Origin of the sequence: Pseudomonas sp. A6, assembly GCF_052367875.1 — a bacterium.
Classification (GTDB): domain Bacteria; phylum Pseudomonadota; class Gammaproteobacteria; order Pseudomonadales; family Pseudomonadaceae; genus Pseudomonas; species Pseudomonas citronellolis.
This window is the reverse complement of sequence record NZ_CP198970.1, coordinates 2,759,169-2,780,590: the sequence shown is the minus strand read 5'-3', so window position 1 is coordinate 2,780,590 and position 21,422 is coordinate 2,759,169. Positions and strand designations below refer to the sequence as shown.

21 protein-coding genes and 1 pseudogene are annotated in these 21,422 nt (G+C 61.3%); 16 read left to right on the top strand and 6 right to left on the bottom strand.

The window, feature by feature from the left end; translation table 11 throughout:
- Positions 1-30 precede the first annotated feature (30 nt).
- Both ACTWJ5_RS12625 and ACTWJ5_RS12620 read left to right on the top strand, forming a co-directional pair.
- Positions 31-1,407 (top strand): annotated as a pseudogene (locus ACTWJ5_RS12625) (cache domain-containing protein); the annotation flags it as partial.
- Between the two features lie 150 nt (positions 1,408-1,557).
- The gene (locus ACTWJ5_RS12620) at positions 1,558-2,313 is read left to right on the top strand and encodes a methyl-accepting chemotaxis protein (RefSeq protein ID WP_370686628.1); all 756 of its coding nucleotides are present in this window, start codon (positions 1,558-1,560) and stop codon (positions 2,311-2,313) included.
- Positions 2,314-2,531: 218 nt separating this feature from the next.
- On the opposite strand, the gene thrH is transcribed toward ACTWJ5_RS12620, so the two are convergent.
- Entirely contained in the window at positions 2,532-3,149 is a 618-nt protein-coding gene (thrH, locus tag ACTWJ5_RS12615) for a bifunctional phosphoserine phosphatase/homoserine phosphotransferase ThrH (protein WP_261746446.1), read from the bottom strand.
- A gap of 187 nt (positions 3,150-3,336) precedes the next feature.
- On the opposite strand from thrH, the gene ACTWJ5_RS12610 reads away from it, so the two are divergent.
- From ACTWJ5_RS12610 to ACTWJ5_RS12600, 3 genes are all read left to right on the top strand, one after another.
- Positions 3,337-4,071 carry a phosphoadenylyl-sulfate reductase gene (locus ACTWJ5_RS12610; RefSeq protein WP_253410759.1) on the top strand — a complete coding sequence of 245 codons (735 nt, stop codon included), beginning with the start codon at positions 3,337-3,339 and terminating at the stop codon, positions 4,069-4,071.
- Between the two features lie 77 nt (positions 4,072-4,148).
- On the top strand, positions 4,149-4,493 hold the full coding sequence (locus ACTWJ5_RS12605) for a hypothetical protein (RefSeq protein ID WP_074980680.1): 345 nt from the start codon (positions 4,149-4,151) through the stop codon (positions 4,491-4,493).
- A 79-nt stretch (positions 4,494-4,572) separates the two neighbouring features.
- Positions 4,573-5,202: a phosphatase PAP2 family protein gene (locus ACTWJ5_RS12600; RefSeq protein ID WP_444438859.1), complete on the top strand. Its 630-nt coding sequence runs from the start codon at positions 4,573-4,575 to the stop codon at positions 5,200-5,202.
- A 642-nt stretch (positions 5,203-5,844) separates the two neighbouring features.
- Here the strand turns inward: ACTWJ5_RS12600 and cysB are convergent.
- The 5 genes from cysB to ACTWJ5_RS12575 all read right to left on the bottom strand — a co-directional run bounded on the left by cysB (position 5,845) and on the right by ACTWJ5_RS12575 (position 9,845).
- Complete coding sequence (gene cysB / locus ACTWJ5_RS12595; protein ID WP_074980682.1) at positions 5,845-6,819, bottom strand: HTH-type transcriptional regulator CysB; 975 nt, start codon at positions 6,817-6,819, stop codon at positions 5,845-5,847.
- Between the two features lie 196 nt (positions 6,820-7,015).
- On the bottom strand, positions 7,016-7,504 hold the full coding sequence (locus tag ACTWJ5_RS12590) for a universal stress protein (RefSeq protein ID WP_009623290.1): 489 nt from the start codon (positions 7,502-7,504) through the stop codon (positions 7,016-7,018).
- A gap of 64 nt (positions 7,505-7,568) precedes the next feature.
- Positions 7,569-8,480, bottom strand: coding sequence for a 5'-nucleotidase (locus tag ACTWJ5_RS12585; protein WP_074980683.1), 912 nt, complete (start codon positions 8,478-8,480; stop codon positions 7,569-7,571).
- Between the two features lie 21 nt (positions 8,481-8,501).
- Positions 8,502-9,455, bottom strand: coding sequence for a putative 2-dehydropantoate 2-reductase (locus ACTWJ5_RS12580; RefSeq protein WP_444438855.1), 954 nt, complete (start codon positions 9,453-9,455; stop codon positions 8,502-8,504).
- Positions 9,456-9,845, bottom strand: coding sequence for a thioredoxin (locus ACTWJ5_RS12575; protein ID WP_009623296.1), 390 nt, complete (start codon positions 9,843-9,845; stop codon positions 9,456-9,458).
- Here ACTWJ5_RS12575 and ACTWJ5_RS12570 point away from each other — a divergent pair.
- The 11 genes from ACTWJ5_RS12570 (at position 9,844) to ACTWJ5_RS12520 (ending at position 21,313) form a co-directional block, all read left to right on the top strand.
- Positions 9,844-10,263, top strand: a complete 420-nt coding sequence (locus ACTWJ5_RS12570) for a PilZ domain-containing protein (protein WP_024128653.1) — start codon at positions 9,844-9,846, stop codon at positions 10,261-10,263. The two genes, ACTWJ5_RS12575 and ACTWJ5_RS12570, sit on opposite strands and share 2 nt — an antisense overlap.
- A gap of 166 nt (positions 10,264-10,429) precedes the next feature.
- A complete protein-coding gene (locus ACTWJ5_RS12565; protein WP_009623300.1) occupies positions 10,430-11,506 on the top strand; it encodes a 3-deoxy-7-phosphoheptulonate synthase in 1,077 nt (358 codons plus the stop codon).
- Between the two features lie 188 nt (positions 11,507-11,694).
- The gene (locus ACTWJ5_RS12560; protein ID WP_444438852.1) at positions 11,695-12,909 is read left to right on the top strand and encodes a tyrosine-type recombinase/integrase; all 1,215 of its coding nucleotides are present in this window, start codon (positions 11,695-11,697) and stop codon (positions 12,907-12,909) included.
- Positions 12,910-13,444: 535 nt separating this feature from the next.
- Positions 13,445-14,725 (top strand): ABC-three component system protein, encoded by a 1,281-nt coding sequence (locus ACTWJ5_RS12555; RefSeq protein ID WP_444438850.1) that lies wholly within the window; start codon positions 13,445-13,447, stop codon positions 14,723-14,725.
- Complete coding sequence (locus ACTWJ5_RS12550) at positions 14,722-15,210, top strand: three component ABC system middle component (protein WP_023124088.1); 489 nt, start codon at positions 14,722-14,724, stop codon at positions 15,208-15,210. The genes ACTWJ5_RS12555 and ACTWJ5_RS12550 overlap by 4 nt, the downstream gene beginning before the upstream one ends.
- Positions 15,207-17,162 carry a DUF3732 domain-containing protein gene (locus ACTWJ5_RS12545; RefSeq protein ID WP_444438847.1) on the top strand — a complete coding sequence of 652 codons (1,956 nt, stop codon included), beginning with the start codon at positions 15,207-15,209 and terminating at the stop codon, positions 17,160-17,162. Before ACTWJ5_RS12550 ends, ACTWJ5_RS12545 begins: the two co-directional genes overlap by 4 nt.
- 274 nt (positions 17,163-17,436) lie before the next feature.
- Positions 17,437-18,207, top strand: a complete 771-nt coding sequence (locus ACTWJ5_RS12540) for a hypothetical protein (RefSeq protein ID WP_444438845.1) — start codon at positions 17,437-17,439, stop codon at positions 18,205-18,207.
- A 92-nt stretch (positions 18,208-18,299) separates the two neighbouring features.
- Positions 18,300-19,049 (top strand): DUF2971 domain-containing protein, encoded by a 750-nt coding sequence (locus tag ACTWJ5_RS12535; protein ID WP_444438843.1) that lies wholly within the window; start codon positions 18,300-18,302, stop codon positions 19,047-19,049.
- A gap of 252 nt (positions 19,050-19,301) precedes the next feature.
- Positions 19,302-19,748: a hypothetical protein gene (locus ACTWJ5_RS12530; RefSeq protein WP_444438841.1), complete on the top strand. Its 447-nt coding sequence runs from the start codon at positions 19,302-19,304 to the stop codon at positions 19,746-19,748.
- A 165-nt stretch (positions 19,749-19,913) separates the two neighbouring features.
- Complete coding sequence (locus ACTWJ5_RS12525; protein WP_023124083.1) at positions 19,914-20,243, top strand: hypothetical protein; 330 nt, start codon at positions 19,914-19,916, stop codon at positions 20,241-20,243.
- Positions 20,244-20,344: 101 nt separating this feature from the next.
- Positions 20,345-21,313, top strand: a complete 969-nt coding sequence (locus ACTWJ5_RS12520) for a DUF932 domain-containing protein (RefSeq protein ID WP_444438839.1) — start codon at positions 20,345-20,347, stop codon at positions 21,311-21,313.
- Positions 21,314-21,422: the final 109 nt, after the last annotated feature.

Below are 21,422 nucleotides of genomic sequence, written 5' to 3'. Positions count from 1 at the left end.
GCCGAGAGTGGCCTGCACATTAGTCAGCAGATGGGTGGCGAAGTGCAACCCGGCGCGAGACTGGCGCCCCAGAGGCCCAGCCGACGGACGGCAGCAATGTCTGTAAAGAAAATCGCACAGATGCCGATATTTCCGAACACCCCCAAGGTTCCCGCAGAGGACACCCCCATGCCTTTTCGTCGCCTCTCCATCCAGTGGAAGATCACCCTGCTCGCGGGCCTGTGCCTGCTCGGCGTGGTCTCGCTGCTCGCCGGCCTATCGATCTTCCGCATGCAGCACAGCACCGCGCTGGTGAAGGAATCCAGCACGCACATGCTGGACGATGCCGCCGAAGCCCGTCTGCGCGCCCGCGGCGAAATCCAGGCGATGCGCATCCAGCGCTACTTCAGCGACGCCTACCGCTACGCGCAGAGCTTCGCCCGGCAAGCTCTGGCCGTGCGCCAGCTCGCCGCCCAGCGCGGCCTGGACACCCTGGCCCTGCGCGAGGAACTGAACCGGCAGATGCACGACGCGGTGGCGGCCAACCCCGAACTGCTCGGCCTGTACCTCGCCTTCGAGCCCGACACCCTCGACGGCCACGACGCCCAGGCCGAAGGCCGCACGGAGATCGGCAGCAACGAGAAGGGGCGTTTCTCGCAATACTGGGCGCAGGCCACCCCCGGCAAGCTGGAGGCCGAGCCGATGGACGAGAAGATGCTCGCCGACACCAGCCCCGGCCCTAGCGGCGCGGCCTACAACGCCTGGTACACCTGCCCGAAGGCCGCCGGCAAGACCTGCGTGCTGGAGCCCTACGTCGACGAAGTGGGCAACCGCAAGATCCTCATGACCAGCATCGCCCTGCCCCTGCAGGTGGACGGCAAGCTGGTCGGCGTGCTGGGCGTGGACATCGCCCTCGACCGCCTGCAGGAAATCGCCCATGAAGGCAGCCAGGAACTCTACGAAGGCCAGAGCCGCGTCGCCATCATCAGCCCCGCCGGCCTGCTCGCCGGCTACAGCGCCGACGCCGGCAAGCTCGGCAAGAAGCTGCAGGAGGTCTACCCCGCCCAGGGCGAGCAGTTGCTGCAACTGCTCGGCGCCGACCAGCACAAGATCCTCGAACACGACAGCGAGCTGCGCGCCCTGCAACCGCTGCGTCCGATCCCCGAGGCCGACGCCTGGGGCGTGCTCATCGACGTGCCGCTGCAGGCCTTGCAGGGCCCGGCGGTGAAGCTGCAGCAGGAGCTGGACCAGCAACGCACCCAGGGCACCGTCGTCGAACTCGGCCTGGGCCTGCTCGCCGCCCTGCTCGGCCTGCTGCTGGTATGGCTGACCGCCCGCGGCGTGACCCGCCCGATCCTCGGCGTGGCCGGCATGCTGCGCGACATCGCCAGCGGCGAGGGCGACCTGACCCAGCGCCTGAAGTACCAGGGCCAGGATGAACTGGGCGAGCTGGCCGGCTGGTTCAACCGCTTCCTCGACAAACTGCAGCCGATCATCCGCGACGTGAAGGCCTCGGTGCAGGACGCCCGCGCCACCGCCGACCAGTCCGCCGCGCTGTCGACCCAGACCAGCGCCGGCATGCAGCAGCAGTTCCGCGAGATCGAGCAGGTGGCCACCGCCTCCCAGGAAATGAGCGCCACCGCCCACGACGTGGCCAACAGCGCCGCCCAAGCCGCCGACGCCGCCCGCGGGGCCGACGGCGCCACCCGCGACGGCCTGGCGGTGATCGACCAGACCACCCGCGCCATCGACGAACTGGCCCGCGACATGAGCCAGGCCATGACCCAGGTCGAAGGCCTGGCCGCCAGCAGCGAGCAGATCGGCTCGGTGCTGGAAGTGATCCGCGCCATCGCCGAGCAGACCAACCTGCTGGCGCTCAACGCCGCCATCGAGGCGGCCCGCGCCGGCGAGGCCGGTCGCGGCTTCGCGGTGGTCGCCGACGAAGTGCGCAACCTGGCCAAGCGCACCCAGGATTCGGTGGAGGAAATCCGCCAGGTGATCGAAGGCCTGCAGAACGGCACCCGCGAAGTGGTCACCGCCATGCACAGCAGCCACCAGCAGGCCCAGGGCAGCGTCAGCCAGGTGGAGCAGGCGGTCGCCGCGCTGCGCCGCATCGGCGAGGCGGTGGGGGTGATCAACGACATGAACCTGCAGATCGCCAGCGCCGCCGAGGAACAGAGCGCGGTGGCCGAGGAGATCAACCGCAACGTGGCGGGCATCCGCGACGTGACCGAATCGCTGTCCGGTCAGGCGCAGGAGTCGGCGCAGATCAGCCAGTCGTTGAATGACCTGGCGAATCACCAGCAGGGGTTGATGGGGCAATTCCGGGTGTGAAGGGCGGGCTCCCATACACCCGTAGGATGGCGTTGAGCGAAGCGATACCCATTATCGCGGCCGCATGGGTTTCGCAAGCTCAACCCATCCTACGAGGAGCGCCTCGGCGCAGTCGACAAGCCCGCCCGTGTGTTCCTGGAAGCAACAAAAAACGCCGTTGCCCATGACGGGAAACGGCGTTCTTTCTCGAACCCCGGGCCGTCACCGGCCCGCCGGCATTACAGACCGAGCTGGCGGTTCGACGCCTTGAGGAACTCCTGCTTCAGGTCCTCGTAGGTGTGCACCGCCGGGAACTGCGGGAACTCGCGGATGACGTTCTCCGGCGCATGGAACAGGATGCCGGCGTGGGCTTCGCTGAGCATGGTGGTGTCGTTGTACGAGTCGCCGGCGGCGATCACGCGGTAGTACAGGCTCTTCAGGGCGATCACCGACTGACGCTTGGGGTCCTTCTGGCGCAACTGGTAGCCGACCACGCGGTCGGTCTCGTCGGTGATCAGCTTGTGGCACAGCAGGGTCGGGAAGCCCAGCTGGCGCATCAGCGGCTGGGAGAACTCGTAGAAGGTGTCGGAGAGGATCACCACCTGGAAGCGCTCGCGCAGCCAGTCGACGAACTCCACCGCGCCTTCCAGCGGCTTCAGGGTGGCGATCACTTCCTGGATGTCGGCCAGCTTCAGGCCGTGCTCGTCGAGGATGCGCAGGCGCTGCTGCATCAGCACGTCGTAGTCCGGGATATCGCGGGTAGTCGCCTTGAGCGCTTCGATACCGGTTTTTTCAGCGAAGGCGATCCAGATTTCCGGGACCAGTACCCCTTCCAGGTCGAGACAGGCGATTTCCACGAACGATTCCCCGCAGGTTTGGACAGAAGGCGGCACTCTAGCGGCTCGCCCGGGCCGGCGCAACGCGGCGCTTATACTCAAAGCACACAGTCGACCTTCCTGATGGTTATTTAGGGGCATATCCCTGCCTTTGTTAAGATCGGCAGTCTTATAGCGCACCGCGCAAGTACAAGTGGAAAACCGCCTGATGAGCCATCCGTTCGACGTCGCCGAAATCGCCGCGACCTATGCCAGCAAGTCCCCCCAGGACATCCTCAAGTTCGCCTTCGAGCACTTCGGCGACGACCTGTGGATCTCCTTCAGCGGCGCCGAGGACGTGGTGCTGCTGGACATGGCCTGGAAGATCAACAAGAACGTCAAGGTGTTCAGCCTGGACACCGGCCGCCTGCACCCGGAGACCTACCGCTTCATCGAGCAGGTGCGCGAGCACTACGGCATCGCCATCGAGGTCATGACCCCCGATCCGCGCCTGCTGGAGCCCTTCGTCAAGGAAAAGGGCCTGTTCAGCTTCTACAAGGACGGCCACGGCGAGTGCTGCGGCATCCGCAAGATCGAGCCGCTCAAGCGCAAGCTCGCCACCGTCAGCGCCTGGGCAACCGGCCAGCGCAAGGACCAGAGCCCCGGCACCCGCAGCCAGGTGGCGGTGGTCGAACTGGACGGCGCCTTCTCCACGGCGGAAAAGCCGCTGTACAAGTTCAACCCGCTGGCCAGCATGAGCAGCGAGGAAGTCTGGGCCTACATCCGCATGCTGGAGACTCCCTACAACAGCCTGCACGAGCGCGGCTTCATCAGCATCGGCTGCGAGCCCTGCACCCGCCCGGTGCTGCCCAACCAGCACGAGCGCGAAGGCCGCTGGTGGTGGGAGGAAGCCACCCAGAAGGAATGCGGCCTGCACGCCGGCAACCTGATCACCAAGGGCTGAGCGCGTCGTCGGCGGGTTTTCCGCCGGCGCCGCAGCGCTTAAGGTAGGCCCTGCCCCTACCGCGAGAGGAAAGCCCTATGCGCATCACCATGGTCAAGAAGGTCCTGGCCGACGGCGAGGACTGCGGCAAGTGCAAGGACGTGCAGCAGCGCCTGGAGAAAGGCGGCTACCTGCCGCGCATCGACCGCGTGCTGGTGGCCGACGAACGCAACCCGGGCAGCGCCGGCTGGATGGTCGCCGCCCAGTACGGCGTGGACAGCGCACCCTTCTTCGTGGTGCGCCATGACGACGGCCGCGAGCAGGTGTTCACCGTGTTCATGAGCTTCCTCCACGAGATACTCGAAGGCCGCGGACCGGCGCCGCAGGACTCGCCCGAGGTACTGGCCGAGCTGGCCGGGCGCAACGACCTCGACCGGCTCTGATCGCCCTTCCGTCCCTGCTTAATGTCGCCTTCAGGCTCCTACGCCTATAGTCCCGCGTACCCTCTTACAAGAATCGACCATGCCCACCTTGCTCCCTACTCCCGGCCCCAGCCTGCTGGAGGCGCTCGACCGCCAGGCGTTCCTCGCCATCAACGCCACCGCGCAGACGCCAGCCTGGCTGATCGACGCCGCGCGCTTCATCGCCACCGTGCCGCTCTACCTGTTGCCGCTGGCATTGCTGTACCTGTGGTGCCGGGGTGACCACGGCCTGCGCGGCCATCTGCTGCGAGCCCTGGGAGTGACCGCCGTGGCGCTGGCCTCCAGCCTGCTGATCGGGCTGCTCTGGCCGCACCCGCGGCCCTTCGCCATCGGACTGGGGCATGCCTGGCTGGCCCACGCCGCCAACGCCTCCTTCCCCAGCGACCACCTGACCATCTTCGCCGGCTGCGCTCTCAGCTTGCTGTTCGACGATGCCTGGCTGCTGGGTGCGTTGATCGGCGCCGTCGGGCTGGCGGTGGGCTACGCGAGGGTCTATCTGGGCATCCACTCTCCGCTGGATATGCTCGGCGCGCTGGCCGTGTCGGCGGTGAGCAATAGCCTGGTCTGGCTGCTCTGGCAACGCCATGGTGGCACGTTAACAAGCCAGGCTGAGGCGCTGTACCGACGCGCCCTGGCGCCGGTCATCAGCCGGGGGTGGCTGCGTCACTGAAGGCGTCTGGCGAGTGGCATGGATTCGGTTGTGAACCTGGCCCCGAGCGCCGCTCTCTATCTTGTCATTCCCGCGAACGCGGGAACCCAGAGACTTTTGGGGTTGGGCTCGGTGTAGCGCGCCGCTCCGAGTCTGCGGAGATTTTTTGTTTCGCCCCCTCGGGCGAGTCCCTTTTGTCAAACGCCACAAAAGGAACCAAAAAGGCTTGCCCCGCATACGGGCCCGACAGAGTCGGGCTACCCTCACGAACTCCCCCGCCACGGAGGCCCGCCCCGAGGGTACGTCCCTGTAGCCCGCGGGGCTCTCGCGACATCCATGTCGCATGACCTCCTGAGCGGGGGCTTCGTTCGGCCTTCTGAAGGGGCGTTCCGGTGCGCGCGGATGTTTCTCTGGAAATCCCAAAAGCAAAAGCCAGAGCAGAACTGCTCTTGCTCTTCGTAGGAGCGAGCTTGCTCGCGAACCCGCCAGTCACTGGGTTCCCGCGTTCGCGGGAATGACGAGGGTGGGTGAGGAGTATCAGGATGACTCTTGGCTTGCCACCCACTCCGAACAGCCCCCTCTCCCTTCAGGGAGAGGGTTGGGGAGAGGGCGCTCTTGAACCCAACACCTACCCCACCTAACCCCCGCCGCTTCACACCAACCTCAATAAACCGGCAGCTCGATCCCTTCGAACAGCTCGTCCAGCTCGGCCTTGTTGTGGCACTGCACAGCCTTGGCCAGCAACTCGCGGGTCAGGTGCGGGGCGAACTTCTCGATGAAGTCGCACATGAAGCCACGCAGGAAGGTACCGCGGCGGAAGCCGATCTTGGTCACGCTGGACTCGAACAGGTGGCTGGCGTCGAGCATCACCAGGTCGCTGTCCAGCTTCGGGTCCACCGCCATGTGCGCCACGATGCCCACGCCCAGGCCCAGGCGCACGTAGGTCTTGATCACGTCGGCGTCGGCGGCGGTGAACACCACCTTGGGCACCAGGCCGCGCTGGTTGAAGGCCTCGTCCAGCTTGGAACGGCCGGTAAAGCCGAACACGTAGGTGACGATCGGCTGCTCGGCGAGCAGTTCCAGGGTCAGCTTCGGCACCTTGGTCAGCGGGTGGCCCTGGGGCACGATCACGCAGCGGTTCCAGCGGTAGCAGGGCATCATGATCAGGTCGCCGAACAGCTCCAGGGCCTCGGTGGCGATGGCGAAGTCGACGGTGCCGTCGGCAGCCATCTCGGCGATCTGCATGGGCGTGCCCTGGTGCATGTGCAGGGAGACGTCCGGGTACTGCTTGATGAAGCCGCTGATCACGCCCGGCAGCGCGTAGCGCGCCTGGGTGTGGGTGGTGGCGATGGACAGGGTGCCCTTCTTCTCGTTGGAGAATTCCTGGGCGATCTGCTTGATGCTCTCGACCTTGCGCAGGATCTCGCCGGCGGTGTTGATGATGCGCTCGCCGGCCGGGGTGACGCGGGTCAGGTGCTTGCCGCTGCGGGCGAAGACTTCCACGCCCAGTTCATCCTCCAGCAGGCGGATCTGCTTGCTGATGCCCGGCTGCGACGTGTACAGGCTCTGCGCGGTGGCGGAAACGTTGAGGTCGTGGTGCGCGACTTCCCAGATATAGCGCAGTTGCTGAAGCTTCATGGAGATTCCTCGAAATGGATGTCGCGGCCCGCGACCCGGGCTCTGCTTTTATAACCATATTAATGGTTTGAGGAATAAAGTTAGACGTTTTTTTCGAGCTTGCCTACTACGTCCCCTATGGCAACATCCCGGCAACCCACGGACACTGGGAAAAGTGCGCGGCAGAGCGCCGCGTCCGTTCGTCGCGCAGCCGCCTTCAGCTGCGGTGCTGCAACATGGGCACCAGGTAGACCGGCACTTCCGCCAGCTGCACCACCCGTGCGGCGGTACGCCCCAGGGGCGTGTTCATGCCCTCGCCATGGCTGTGGCTGCCGGCGACTATCAGGTCCACGGCCAGGCGCTGCGCCTCGTCGAGGATCACCTGCGGCGGGTCGCCCTGCAGCACGCGCACCGAACGGATCATGTCCGACTCCTCGTGCAACTCGCCGAGTTCGTCGCGGAAGCCTTCCATCACCCGCCGCTCGATGTTGCCCATGACGGTGCTCAAACCGCTGCTGCGCAGCTCGGCGAGGGTATCGGCATCCAGGTAGGTCTGCAGCACGGAGTCGGCGAACAGCCCCATCGGCTCCACGGCGTGCACCACGTGGATCTCGGCGTCGTAGGCGCGGGCGAGGGACATGGCGTGCTGGAGGACGTACGGGGCGTAGAGACCAAGGTCGGTAGCGTAGAGAATCGATCGGATCATGCGGCCTCCTACTGCCTCGGCGGCGGGCCTCTGAGCAGAGTAGCAGCAAGCGGCCGAGGCCGCGCTAGCTGGCCGTCTGCGGCTCGTTGCTCACGCCGTGGGGCACGTGGCCGGTGGCGACCACCTCCCGGGCCCGCTCGCAATGCCCGGGCTGGTCGTCGAAGAACACGTCGGCGCTGAAGGCCTCGAGGAACGCCGACTTGTCCAGGCCGCCGAGGAACAGCGATTCGTCCAGGCGGATGTCCCATTCGCGCAGGGTGCGGATGACGCGCTCGTGGGCCGGCGCCGAGCGTGCGGTGACCAGCGCCGTGCGGATCGGGCAGGACTCCTGGGGGAAGGCCTGCTGCACGCGGTTCAGCGCCGCCAGGAAGGGCTTGAACGGGCCGCCGCCCAGCGGCTCGCGGGCGGACTCCTGTTCGCGCGTCTGGAAGGCCTCCAGGCCGCCCTGCTGGAACACCCGCTCGGCCTCGTCGGAGAACAGCACCGCGTCGCCGTCGAAGGCGAAACGCAGTTCGCCGGCGGTCTCGCGGCGGGCCCCGGCGGAGAGGATGGTGGCCGCGGCGAAGCCGTTCTCCAGGGCGCTGCGCACGTCCTCGACGTGGGTGGAGAGGAACAGGTGGCAGCCGAACGCCGCCAGGTACGGGTATGGGCTGCGCCCGCCGACGAAGGCCGCGCGGGAGATGCCCAGGCCGTGCTGCTGGATGGAGTTGAACACCCGCAGGCCGGTGTCGGCGCTGTTGCGCGAGACCAGCACCACCTCCACCAATTGCCGGCCGAGCATCTCGTTGAGCCCCAGCAGCTTCTGCACCAGGGCGAAGGCGTCGCCGGGCGGCAGCACCTCGTCCTCGTGGGCGATCTGGTACTGCCGGTAGGCCTCCACGCCTTCGGATTCGTAGATGCGGTGGCTCTCGTCCAGGTCGAACAGCGCCCGCGAGGAGATCGCCACCACCAGCTTGTCGCCCAGCCCCTTGCCCATTGCCCGTTCCCCCGTGATGGATCAGCGCGCCTGGTTGCGCGCGTCGATGAAGCGTAACGCCCGTTGCAGCGCCTCGACGCGCGGCATCGCCACCCCGGCGGTGGCCGCCGCGGCCAGGGGCGCATCATAGATCGCCTGCAGCTCCAGCGGCCGGCGCTGGGCGAAGTCGTGGTACATGCTCGGCAGGTAGTCGGGCATGCGTTCGGTCGCGCTCAGCATCGCCGCCGGGTAGCCGGCCGGCAACTCATGGCCGCAGGCGGCGGCGCCGGCCATCACCTCGTCCATGATGGCGGCGATCAGCGCGCGGCTGTCGGCGTTGGCCATCAGCACCCGGGTGCCGCTGTCGAGCAGCACCGACAGGCCGTTGTAGGGGACGTTCCAGACCAGCTTCTGCCAGCGCGCATGTTCCAGCGCCGGCATCGCCAGGGAATCCAGCCCGGCCTGGCGGAACAGCGCGGCGCCCTCCTCGGCGATGGCCTGGCCGGCGGCAGCGGCAGCCGGCCCGCTGTGGTAGCCCAGGTGCACCGCGCCCAGGGCCTGGTGCTCGATCACCCCGGGGGCGGAACGGTGCACGCAGATGTAGCAGAGCCCGCCGAGCAGGTGCAGCGCGTCCGGCAGCAGCGGGCGCAGGCCCTCCTCCACCGCCAGGCCGTTCTGCAGCAGCAGGACCTTGGCGCCCGGCGCCGCGGCACGGGCGATCAGCGGCGCCAGCTCGGCGTTGCTGGTGGTCTTGGCGCCCACCAGCAGCCAGTCGCACGGCGGCAGGTCGGCGACGTCGTGGTAGGCCTGCACCGGCGCCAGGCCCAGCGCGCCGTGCACCTGGCTGTTCAGGCACAGGCCGTGTTCGGCCACCGCGGCGTATTCGCTGCGCAGCAGGAAGTGCACGTCGAAGCCGGCGCGGGCCAGCATCAGGCCGTAGAAGCCGCCGATGGCGCCGGTGCCGATCACGCCGATGCGGACGGGGGAAACAGTCATTCAGGGCAACTCCTCGGGAATGCGCAAGGCCGCGGCGCGCAGGGCCTGGGCCAGTGGGCCGGCGCGCAGGGGCGCGTCGAGGCGGCCATGGAAGGCGCCGTCGCGCACCAGGAACAGCGCCGGCAGGTGGAAGACTTCATAACGCTCGACCAGGCCGCCATTGCGCCCGGCATCGACCCAGCACAGGCGCCGCACCGGCAGGCCCATGCCCGGCAACTGCGCGCGGGCCCAGCGGCAGGAAGCGCAGCCCTCGGCGCTGAACACCAGCAGCGAGTCGCCTGGCAACTCGAGCAACCGGTGATCGGCATCCAGGTCGGTGAGTTCCAGCGACGGCACTATACTTTGCCCAATGCCAACGCCAAAAAGATTGCAGTCGGAGCCTTCCGTCATGCGACAGTTCCTGCGTCACCCCTGTGATCTACCGGTGGAGCTGGTGGTCCGCAGGCAGCTCTTCCTGCCGCGCCAGCGCCTGTACAATATCAGCCTCGGCGGGGTGGCCTGCAACGCCCCGCGCGGTTTCCGCCGCGGCACCGCGGTCGAGCTGCGCATCCCGCTGCTGGGCGACGCCGCGCGCTACCCCGGCGTGGTGGCCTGGAGCCGCAAGCTCAGCGACGACTACCTGGTGGGCGTGGCCTTCCTCGACGAAGACACCCTGTTCCGCGCGCGCATGGTCGAGCAGGTCTGCCAGATCGAGCACTTCCGCCGCCAGCGCGAGCGCGAAAGCGGGCAGGCGCAGCCGGTGGAAGACACGGCGCTGGAGTGGATCGCCTGCAACGCCGCCGACTTCCCCCTGTTCTGCGCCATCTGAAACGCCGGCAAACCCCGTCATCCGGGCATTTTCCCGCTGCCTGCCCATTGTCGAGCCGGCGTCCGACGCGTTAAGGTTCGACTTCCCCTTAGCGAGATTCATGCCTGCGCCCCATCGCATGGGGGGTTCCTGGCGGCCGGCACCCGTGACCTGACTGAGTACCACGATGGCTGATTTACAGATCGACGACCTTAACGTTGCCTCCAACGAGACCCTGATCACGCCGGAGCAGCTCAAGCGCGAAATCCCCCTGACCGAAGCCGCCCGGCAGACCGTCGCCCATGGCCGCCAGGTCGTCCGCGACATCCTCGATGGCAAGGACCACCGCCTGTTCGTGGTGATCGGCCCCTGCTCCATCCACGACGTCAAGGCCGCCCACGAATACGCCGAGCGCCTCAAGGTCCTGGCCGCCGAGGTCGCCGACACCCTGTTCCTGGTAATGCGCGTGTACTTCGAGAAACCGCGCACCACCGTGGGCTGGAAAGGCCTGATCAACGACCCCTACCTGGACGACTCCTTCAAGATCCAGGACGGCCTGCACATCGGCCGCCAGCTGCTGCGCGACCTCGCCGAGATGGGCCTGCCCACCGCCACCGAGGCGCTCGACCCGATCTCCCCGCAGTACCTGCAGGACCTGATCAGCTGGTCGGCCATCGGCGCGCGCACCACCGAATCCCAGACCCACCGCGAGATGGCCTCCGGCCTGTCCTCCGCGGTCGGCTTCAAGAACGGCACCGACGGCAGCCTGACCGTGGCGATCAACGCCCTGCAGTCGGTCTCCAGCCCGCACCGTTTCCTCGGCATCAACCAGGAAGGCGGCGTCTCCATCGTCACCACCAAGGGCAACCGCTACGGCCACGTGGTGCTGCGCGGCGGCAACGGCAAGCCGAACTACGACTCGGTGAGCGTGGCCCTGTGCGAACAGGAGCTGAACAAGGCCAAGGTGCCGCTGAACGTGATGGTCGACTGCAGCCACGCCAACTCCAACAAGGACCCGGCCCTGCAGCCGCTGGTGATGGACAACGTCGCCAACCAGATCGTCGAAGGCAACAACTCCATCGTCGGCCTGATGGTGGAAAGCCACCTGGGCTGGGGCAACCAGCCGATCCCGAAGGACCTCTGCCAGCTGCAGTACGGCGTCTCCGTCACCGACGCCTGCATCGACTGGGAAACCACCGAGAAGGCCGTGCGCAGCATGCACGCCAAGCTCAAGGACGTGCTGCCCAAGCGCCAGCGCGGCTGAGTCGGGCCGTAACGAAAAACGCCGGGCAATGCCCGGCTTTTTTAATGCCCACAGAAATCCACCAAGGTTCATCAACCCATAGAAAATCAAGGTCTTGAGACGTATCATCGTCCCAAGGCATCCACCAAAGATTGGCAGAATCCGCCGCCAAAGTGTGGGTGAGGGTGTGGGTTAGGCGAGGAATCTGTATGGGTAAGCTGACGACCAAAACCGTCGAGTCCCTGGCCAGGGCATCCGTAGCTGGAAAGACCAATGATGGGGATGGGCTCTACTTCCAGGTGGCCAAAGGTGGCTCCTCGAGCTGGATCTTTCGGTACAAGCTGGACGGGCGAAGTCGAGAAATGGGCCTCGGCTCTTTCCCGACCGTAAGCCTCAGCCAGGCCCGTCAACTTGCCGCAGACCAGCGCAAGGTTCTCGCAACTGGCGCAGATCCTCTCGCTACCCGTGATACCGAACGGGCTGCGAAACGTGAAGCTGAACAGCAGGCCGCGGCACGCCGTATATCGTTCGAGGATCTTGCACACCAGCACCTGGAAGCCCATGGGAGCAGTTGGACTGAAAAATGGCGCAAAGGCTGGCTACGCAAGCTGGAACGCTATGCGTTTCCCACCATTGGGAAGCTCTCGACTGACGCTATCCAGACCGAACATGTGCTAAGCGTGCTGCGCCCAATCTGGGCAACCAAAACCCGCACCGCCGATGAAGTTCGTGGGCAAATCGAGCAAATACTCGATGCAGCCAAGGCTCGCCGCCTCCGCGAAGGAGACAACCCCGCCCGCTGGCGCGGTCACCTGGAAAACCTCCTCAGCAAGGCCGAGAAGAAAAAAGCCCGCCAGCGTCAGCACTTCCCAGCCATGCATTGGCGCGACCTGCCAGAGTTGATGAGGACACTGGCCCAAGACTCCAGCCGGGATGCCGTAGCCGCACGCCTACTCATCCTGACGTGTGCCCGCACCCACATGATCCGCTTCGCTCAATGGCCCGAGATGGACTTTGCAGCAGGGACATGGGCTCTTCCGGCCGAACGCATGAAGATGAGAAAGCCCTTCGTCATTCCCCTACCCTCTCAGGCTGTGGATATCCTGCAAAGCCTACCTCGTACGAATTCGCCGTATCTGTTCCCAGGGAAAGGCAAGAGCGGTGCCATACATGCCAATGCCATACGCAACCTCCTGCATAAGCTAGGGCACGCAGACATTACTCGGCATGGCTTTCGCTCCACATTCCGCGACTGGGCCAACGAGAACACTCACTACCCGCGAGAGGTATGCGAGTTCGCGCTCGCTCATGACGAACGGGATCAGACCGAAGCCGCTTACTCTCGCTCAGACTTTCTAGAGAAACGCAGGGCACTAATGGCTGATTGGGCCGAATTCTGTACAAGCCACAAGCTGCAGGCATAACTACCAAACGTCACCGGCAGCAATCGGTAAATTTCACATCCGAGATTATGAGTCAACCGGCAGGGCTGTTGCAGCGCATCGCGCCGGGCGTAGGCTCGGAAATGGTCGGCCAGCTTGTCACACGCGATGGCCTGTGCCCCTTGGCGGTCAGCAGCTGCTCGACGTAGAGGATCTGACGAGCGCTGTACCCCCTTGACCTCTGCACTAGGTGACAGCGCAGGAACGCCCACAGTTCGAGCCAAGAGCATAGAGGAACTCACCGATAGGCCGTAGCGCCGCCGACCATGCCACACAACAGCGAGTACGCCTCGACGGCTACAAGTGGGGAAAGCACAAAACTAGTGCTGCCCACCAGTTGCGGCCTGCCGCTGGCTGTCAGCGCCCATAACTTCCTTTGCGATGCCGTGCATTACCTCGACTGACTTGTCGGGGCATTTTGCTATTATTCGGTAACGGACAGGCGCAGGGCATCGGGTCTGCTGCCGTACTCACTGGGAGTCGGAACTAGAGGGCATGGGGCATAAGAAGCAATGCCATGGCCCGCCACAATGCCAGGTACGCTCCCGACAATTTGCACAAAAAGGAATTTGGCATGGCCGGGACATCTACCGACAAATTTTCGGCCGGTGAGCAGGGGCTGGGATACATCTACCAGGCGCGTCTTGCTCTTCTACAACTGCTCCAATTGCCGGAAGACACCGCCATCTTCCTGGAAAAGGACGATGATCTTGATTTCGTCGACGGCCAGGGTGGGAAGTCCTTGGCCTCACTTAAGCACAAAGCGATCGGGGACAGACTGACCGACTTGTCGGCTGACTTCTGGAAGTCCGTCAACATCTGGTTAGTGCGATATAAACGTGACGGCCGCGTTGCATCGAACCTGCAGTTCTTCCTCTTCACCACCGGCGAGGTGTCGACCGACTCATTCCTGTCCCGTCTTCTCCCCAGTCAGCTTACCACCCCCGACGATGACGAAACTCTGACCGAACTAGCCCAAAAGGCACTTTCGGCATCGAAATCGAAACTCATCACGCCGATTGCCGCGGCGTTCGAGGAGCTGAATGATGCCGAGAAGCAGGATTTCCTCGAACGTATCCTGATCCTCGATAGCAGCCCGCGCATCGGCGACATTCCCGTGCTCATAAGGGACAAGTACATGCGAAGCATCCGGCGTGAGTACCGCGAGTTCGTCTTCGAGCGACTGGAAGGTTGGTGGATCGATGTCGTGATCAAGCATCTCACCGGTGATAGGCCTGAAGGAATTTTTGGCTACGAAGTATCTGACAAGCTCTCGAACTTCGCCGAGGAGTACAAGGCAGATAACCTGCCTATCACCTTCCGCGGAAAACTCCCTTCCGACGACATCGACATTGATACTGATCCGCGCCTATTCGTGGCACAACTGCGCGAGATAGGCATTTCCGCTAATCGAATCAGGAATGCAATTTTGGATTATTACCGGGCGTTCGAACAACGATCGGCCTGGGCACGCGAGAGCCTGCTTGTGTTGGGAGAGGTCGAGGAATACGAAGATCGCTTGGCCGATGAGTGGGACCGCTACAAGGATGTCATTTTCGAGAGCCTGGAAGACGACAGTGCCGAGGATGCGCTTCGCCAAGCCGGCGCTGAACTTTACAACTGGGCGGAATTTGAAACCGCAAAGATCGACTCCCTGCGCATTCGTGCACGGGTCACGGAACCCTACGTCCTTCGTGGAAGCTTCCACATTCTCGCCGACAGCACTCCCCAACCCAGAGTCTACTGGCACCCCAGATTCCTCGACCGTCTCGGCGACGTACTGGAGGCGGCATCGTGAAGCGATGGGATCAGCGCCCTTTCGAGGTTCGAAACCTGTTCAACCCTGCATTCTGTGGCTTAGTCATGTTTCGCGCCTTGGCTGGCTACGAAGAAGAGGACGACCGCGGCATGCCCTTCTCGCTGTCGCTTCTCGTGCTGCCCCTAAGCCTGCACAAGGACTCGCGAGAGGTGATCGCTAGCAGCCCACGCAGCTATCTGCTCAAGACCACAGAGAAGAACCAGCAAATCATGGTGGGATTTGCCGACCGGGTCACGCAGATGCTTCCCTACGCCTTCGAGGGGTTCGGTCTATTGATGGAAAGGGGCTGCATCGCCGTCGCGAATGACGGACGCATTCAGACCATCCCCAAGAAGGTGCGCAAGGTCGTCGATGGAACTGCCGAAACTGTCGCCTGCCAAAAAGTGGCGCGCGTCGTAGGAAAGGAATTCGCACGTATCGCTGACCGGGCGACCGTTTACACGACTTTCGGGATTCGCCCATGAAGATCAGATCCATCCACATTTACAGCCATGATGGCCAACGTCGTGACCTCACATTCAAGGTGGACGGACTCAACGTCATCACCGGTCGCTCCTCCACTGGCAAATCTGCGCTTTCAGAGATCATCGAATACTGCATGGGACGATCTTCGTTCAACGTCCCCGAGGGTATCATTCGCGACAAGGTGGCCTGGTTCGCCGTTATCTACCAGTTCGAGAAGGAGCAGTTGCTGGTTGCCAAACCAACCCCTTCTGGCAGCGGCGCCAGTTGCAGTACGGCGATGCTGCGCAGAGGTGTGCAATTGCAAGCACCTGAGTTCAAGGACTTGGCGGTCAACACCGACGACGAAAGCATCGTCGAATTGTTGTCGCGCCTGCTCGGAATTCCCGAGAACCGTACCGAAGTCGCGCTGGAGCATAGTCGCAACAGCTACGACGCTAACGTTAAGCACACGTTCTATTACCTGTTCCAGAAACAGGGGTTGGTCGCCAACAAAGACCAACTTTTCTACCGGCAGAACGAGCAGTTCCAACCGCAGGCCATCCGTGACACGTTACCGATCCTGCTCGGAGTCTCTTCCAGCGACCGCTACGAACTGGAGTCCAAGTTGCGCTTGGCGCAACGGGATCTGAGGGTTAACCAGAAGAAACTGGAACTGGCACGCGATGCCGTCGACACATCGCATGTGCAGGCGATCGGCCTCTACTCGGAAGCCAAAACAGTCGGGGTCCTCGGCACTACAGATGAGATTCTCAATGCAGACGGGATCATAGAGGTATTGAGGTCTGCGTTGTCATGGAAGCCCGAAACGATACCTGACGACGACAGCAGCCGGGTTTCGATTCTGGAAGAGAAGCTCGTTCAGTTGCGCCGTAATCGCCGGGATGCCCAGGGGAGGATCGATGCAGCTCGGCAGTTCGCCAAACGCTCAGGCGGCTACGAAAACGAGGCCGCCGAACAGATAGACCGCCTGGCGTCGATCAAAGCCCTGCCGAAGAATCCAGACAGCGGCGAATGGCAATGGCCATTCAGCGAACAAAATCTGGCACTAGAATCCCCGGTTGCCGTTGTCCTGCTCAACGAACTGGAATCGCTCGACAAGGAGTTGCGCGTCGCAACCGGCCAACGTCCTAAGCTTGATGCCTACTTGACCGAACTGGCCGGTACCGTGGACGAGATAAAGGATGAGATCAAGCAGAAGGAGGCGGAGCTGTCCGCGGCGATCTCGGCTAACGAATTTCTCGCCAAGATGGGCTCGCGCAACAATGCCGCTGCACGCGTGGTCGGCCGTATCAGCCTGTTCTTGGAAACGCTTCTCCCAAATGAGGATCTTGCCAATCTGGAAGCCGAGAGTCGCCGCCTCAGCAACAAGGTCAAGCAGCTTGAGGAGCAAATCGGGGCGGATGACAGCAACGAGCGCCTGACATCGATCCTCAACAACATCTCCGCACAGATGTCACGATACATCCAGAAGTTCGACGCCGAGTTCGGTCCTTATCCCGCGCGGCTATATCTACCTCAATTGACAATCATCTTTGATCGGCCCGAGCGCCCAGTGCCAATGGGCAGGACCGGCGGTGGCGAAAACCATCTCGCGTACCATCTGTCGGCGCTACTCGCCCTGCATCTATTCGCGGCGCAGAACAATCGACCAATCCCGCGCTTCCTACTGATCGACCAACCAACACAGGTTTACTTCCCCTCTGAGCAGGTTTACCAAGATGCCGATGGTTCAGTGCAGAAGACGGAAGCCGACGCCGACCTTGATGCGGTACGCCGTCTATTCGAACTGTTGCTGAAGTTCACCCAAGAAGAGGTTCCCGGCTTCCAACTAATTGTTACTGAGCATGCGAACCTGCGCGAACAGTGGTTCCAGGACGCGTTGGTTGAAGAACCATGGACTAAGCCACCCGCACTAGTTCCCGAAAATTGGCCGTCAGAACCGGTGAATTGATCTAGCAAGCATCATACGACTAGAGGTGTAGGAGGTGTAAGTAGATGTGTTTTATCGACTACTGGTACCAACTTCTGCTCGGTTCTAACCGACAGGTATTCGCCGATAGTGATCGTCCGTGAGCAGCAGCCCCGACCAGGCAGTGTAAAACCAAGTTCCCGAATCGATGGGTTCAAGGAGTCATGTATGACAGGGAAAGTTATACAACAGAAGTGGCTGAAGCATTCCGCCACTTCTGCAGCCTATTTATAGTTAACATTCAGAAGGAGCTGCAATGCCTCAACTTGTACGAAATGCTCGCGCCTACCTACTTTCTCTAGAGGTCTCCGATGCTCAGATTGACTCTCAACTTACACATTGGAAGGAACTACGACAGGACTCCCTAGAGGGCATTTATCGGTCACTTCTAGCCCACGCCAAAAATAGGCGGGGAATGCCTAATACGATAGGAGACATCTCACGTCTGAAGGGCATATTTTTCAACTTCGATCCACTTAAGGTAATTTCACACTACAGCAGTTATACGGACATACTTAACGAAATAATCAAGAAGAAAATCCCAACTTCTGGCGCCATAGATATCCAAAACAACAAAAGCCACTGGGTAATTTATGCAAAGTCCGCATTGGCATCCGGAAAATTTCTTAGCCGCTTCCAAACCGCTCAAGACTTTCATGACTTCGTCCAATCATTTTATGTCAACGAATACTCCCGCCTGGCACTACCACTACTTCTAAAAGAGGAAATCTTTGGCTTTGGGTTCGCACTGGCCTGTGACTTCCTTAAAGAAAGTGGGCATAGCGGCTTCATCAAACCTGACACTCATGTCAATGACATCTGTCGAGCAGCCAATATAACATGCTCCCCAACAGATTTTGGTGTATTCAAGGACGCAATTAAATACTGCGAGAAGCACGACCTCGTCCCGTACGAATTTGATAAGTTAATTTGGCTTGTCGGCAGCGGAAATTTTTACCTCCATAACTTAAAGGTACCTGCAAGCAAGAGCGAGTTCATATCAAAATGGCTTCAGCGTAAAGCTTAATAATGCGCCACTGCCGTTTACTCCGTTAGCTGGACAGACAAAACCTGCGTTTTTGCCCGCCAGTTTAATTTTTATGCTTGCGAGAAAATTCATTGAAACACCCAGAAATCAAAAGCCTCTACAAATACAGAGCATTTAATGAGTTCTCTCTCCAGATGCTTATCACTGAGACCGCCTGGTTTGCAAAGCCAAGTTCATTCAATGACCCCTTCGACTGCGGAATACTCATTGATGAAGAGAGAATGGAGGAAAGCATACAGACTGCAATCACAGAGGCATATGCAAGAAATGGAGTGAGAGAAGAGGAGATCCCTCGACACGAGCTAGAGATTAAGCAAGAAGACAAAGAAGCTTTCTATAGTTATAGAAACTCTGTAAATATTACAATACAGAACACAGGCATATTTAGCCTAAGCGAAGTAAATAACGATGTTCTAATGTGGGCTCACTACGCCGATAGCCACAAGGGATTTTGCATTGAGTACTCGAGATCTCCTGATAATATTTTAGGAAAAACAGCAGAGCCGGTACTTTACCAGGAGGAACTACCTTCACTATCCGCATCCGCTGTAACAAGCCGCAACGGAAGTGGCATTAACAGCTTATGGCTCACAAAGTCCTCCCACTGGCGCTATGAAAGAGAATGGAGAATATTAAGCCACAAGGGCGGAAATTCACACGAATTCCCATGCAGAATAGCCTCTATAATTTTCGGCTTAAACATGAACAGAGAAAATAGATACACAATACGTCGAATCATGGAAAACAGAGGAGTTATATTTAAAGAAGCACTGAGAGAGAAGAGCAAATTCGGCCTAATAATTTCTGAAGCACAAACATAAATAATGTACTTTCTCGCCGAACAGCCAAAAGCTGCGTATTTGTCTGCCAGTTAGATTGGTTGTTAGTGACTTCCTCTAGCCGGACTCTTCTTTTCACAACAAGCCGAAACGAGCCGACAGTGGTAGTTTGTCATCCTCAGCTAAGCGCCCCGGCGCAACACTGCTTTTGGCTACTACATGCACACAAAGAAATTATAAAATAGTTAGAAGTAAAAATATCACTCAACCGCAGGCATTGCTAAGGAGTCGCCCATGAGCCTTGATGATTTCTTCTTAAGAGTCGATGAAAAGCTTGAAACAGCCAAGAAAAATGAAACCTTGCTAAAAGCATCCATAGATAAGAATCTTAAAACACTCAAAGAAGCTGTGACTCGAGTCGGCCCCTTGGCAGAAAATTACGCAGCCAGGCTGCAAGAGCGCGGACTTAAAGCCGACATCCAAAAGTCAGATGAAAGCATAACACTCAGCTTAACCTACAGAAATGGCAGCTATCAAACTATCACTCTTGGTGGATCTTCAAGAGAGAACCTCATCGGAATAACTGTCAAACACGTCGATAACAACGGAGAGATTGCCATATCACTAGATGACTCTCGCTCCTACGACTCAGAGAACTGGGAAGATGGAATTTACGAAAAACAATTAAGAAAATTCATCGAAGACTTTATCTCCTACGCAGAGAGTCATGGTGGACTTTAATCGCTTGGACATCTCAAACCATTCAAAATGTAAACACAAGGCGGGCTAAAACCCGCCCCTTACCCGAAATCTACAACGGGTTGTCTACATCACAGCAATTCGATTCGAAAAAACCTCAGTCCTACATCACTGCCATGACATACCCACCATGGAGGCCATCCAGCCATGTCATTGCAGTGTCCTCGTTGTAACTCGCCCAAAATCGCCTCGCTGCATCCCGCCATGAAGATCGGAGCCTTGGTCGGCACGGTCGGTGGAGCCGCACGTGGAGCATCCGCGGCCCTTGCCGGCGGTCAGGCCGGCGCGGCAGTGGGCGCCCTCGCCGGCCCGCTGGGCATCACCCTCGGCTCGTTGTCCGGCGCCATTCTCGGTGGCCTTGCCGGTGGTGTCGGCGGTTGTGCGCTCGGCGCCCAGCTCGGCGACCAGTTGGACCGCCACGTGCTCGCCAACAACCTCTGCCTGATCTGCGGGCATCGCTTCAACCTGCCGACCTGATCGGTTTCGCGCGTCTTCTCCCCCTTCCCTTTTCAACCCTTTCGCCGGTGCTGCGCCTCGCGCAGCGCTTTATGCCGGCTATTGCTCACAGGAAACTCATCATGGCTCATCTCATCGAACGTATGGCCTATGTCGGCGAAGCCCCCTGGCATGGCCTGGGCAGCCGCCTCTCCCCCAAACAGCCGCTGGAAGTCTGGCAGCGCGAAGCCGGCATGGACTGGCAGATCCAGGAAAGCCCGGTTCACTTCAAAGCGGATGAGGTCGGTCACCTGGGCAGCATCCACTCCTTCCCCGAGCAGAAGGTGCTCTACCGCTCCGACAACAAGGTACCGCTCTCGGTGGTCTCCCAGCGCTATCAGGTGGTGCAGCCGCGGGAGGTGCTGGAGTTCTACCGCGATCTCACCCAGGTCTCCGGCTACGAGCTGGAAACCGCCGGCGTACTCAAAGGTGGGCGGAAGTTCTGGGCGCTGGCACGTACCGGCCAGAACACCTCGCTGAAGGGCAACGACCTGGTCAACGGCTACCTGCTGCTGGCCACCTCCTGCGACGGCACCCTGGCTACCACGGCAACGCCGACCACGGTGCGGGTGGTGTGCAACAACACCCTGACCATCGCCGTCGATGGCGCTACCCGGGCAATCAAGGTGCCGCACAGCACCCGCTTCGACGCCCAGGCGGTGAAAAAGCAACTGGGCATCGCCGTCTCGCAATGGGACGAGTTCATGTATCGCATGCGCCACCTGGCCGAGCGCAAGGTGCAATGGCACGAGGCGATGGGCTACTTCATGCAGGTGCTCTGCGATGCCCAGCCCAACAATCCGTTGCCGGATGCCCTGCCAAATGAGCGCGCGCTGCGTCGGGTGCAAAGCCTGTACGAAGGCCGCGGTCGCGGCTCGCAGTTGGAAGCCGCCAACGGTACTGCCTGGGGCCTGCTCAATGCTGTCACCGAGTACGTCGACCACGAACGCCGTGCCCGTAGCAACGAGTACCGCATGGACTCGGCCTGGTTCGGTCAAGGGGCAGTGATTAAGCAACGTGCCCTGGATGCGGCCCTGCAGTTGGTGGCCTGACGGCCGTTCCCTCCTCTCGTTATCCCTCTTTGCCCAACCGGCTCTGCGACGACAGCGGTCGCTCGCTGGTACCGCGGCGTTGGGCGTTCTCTTCCACCCGCCGGGGTTC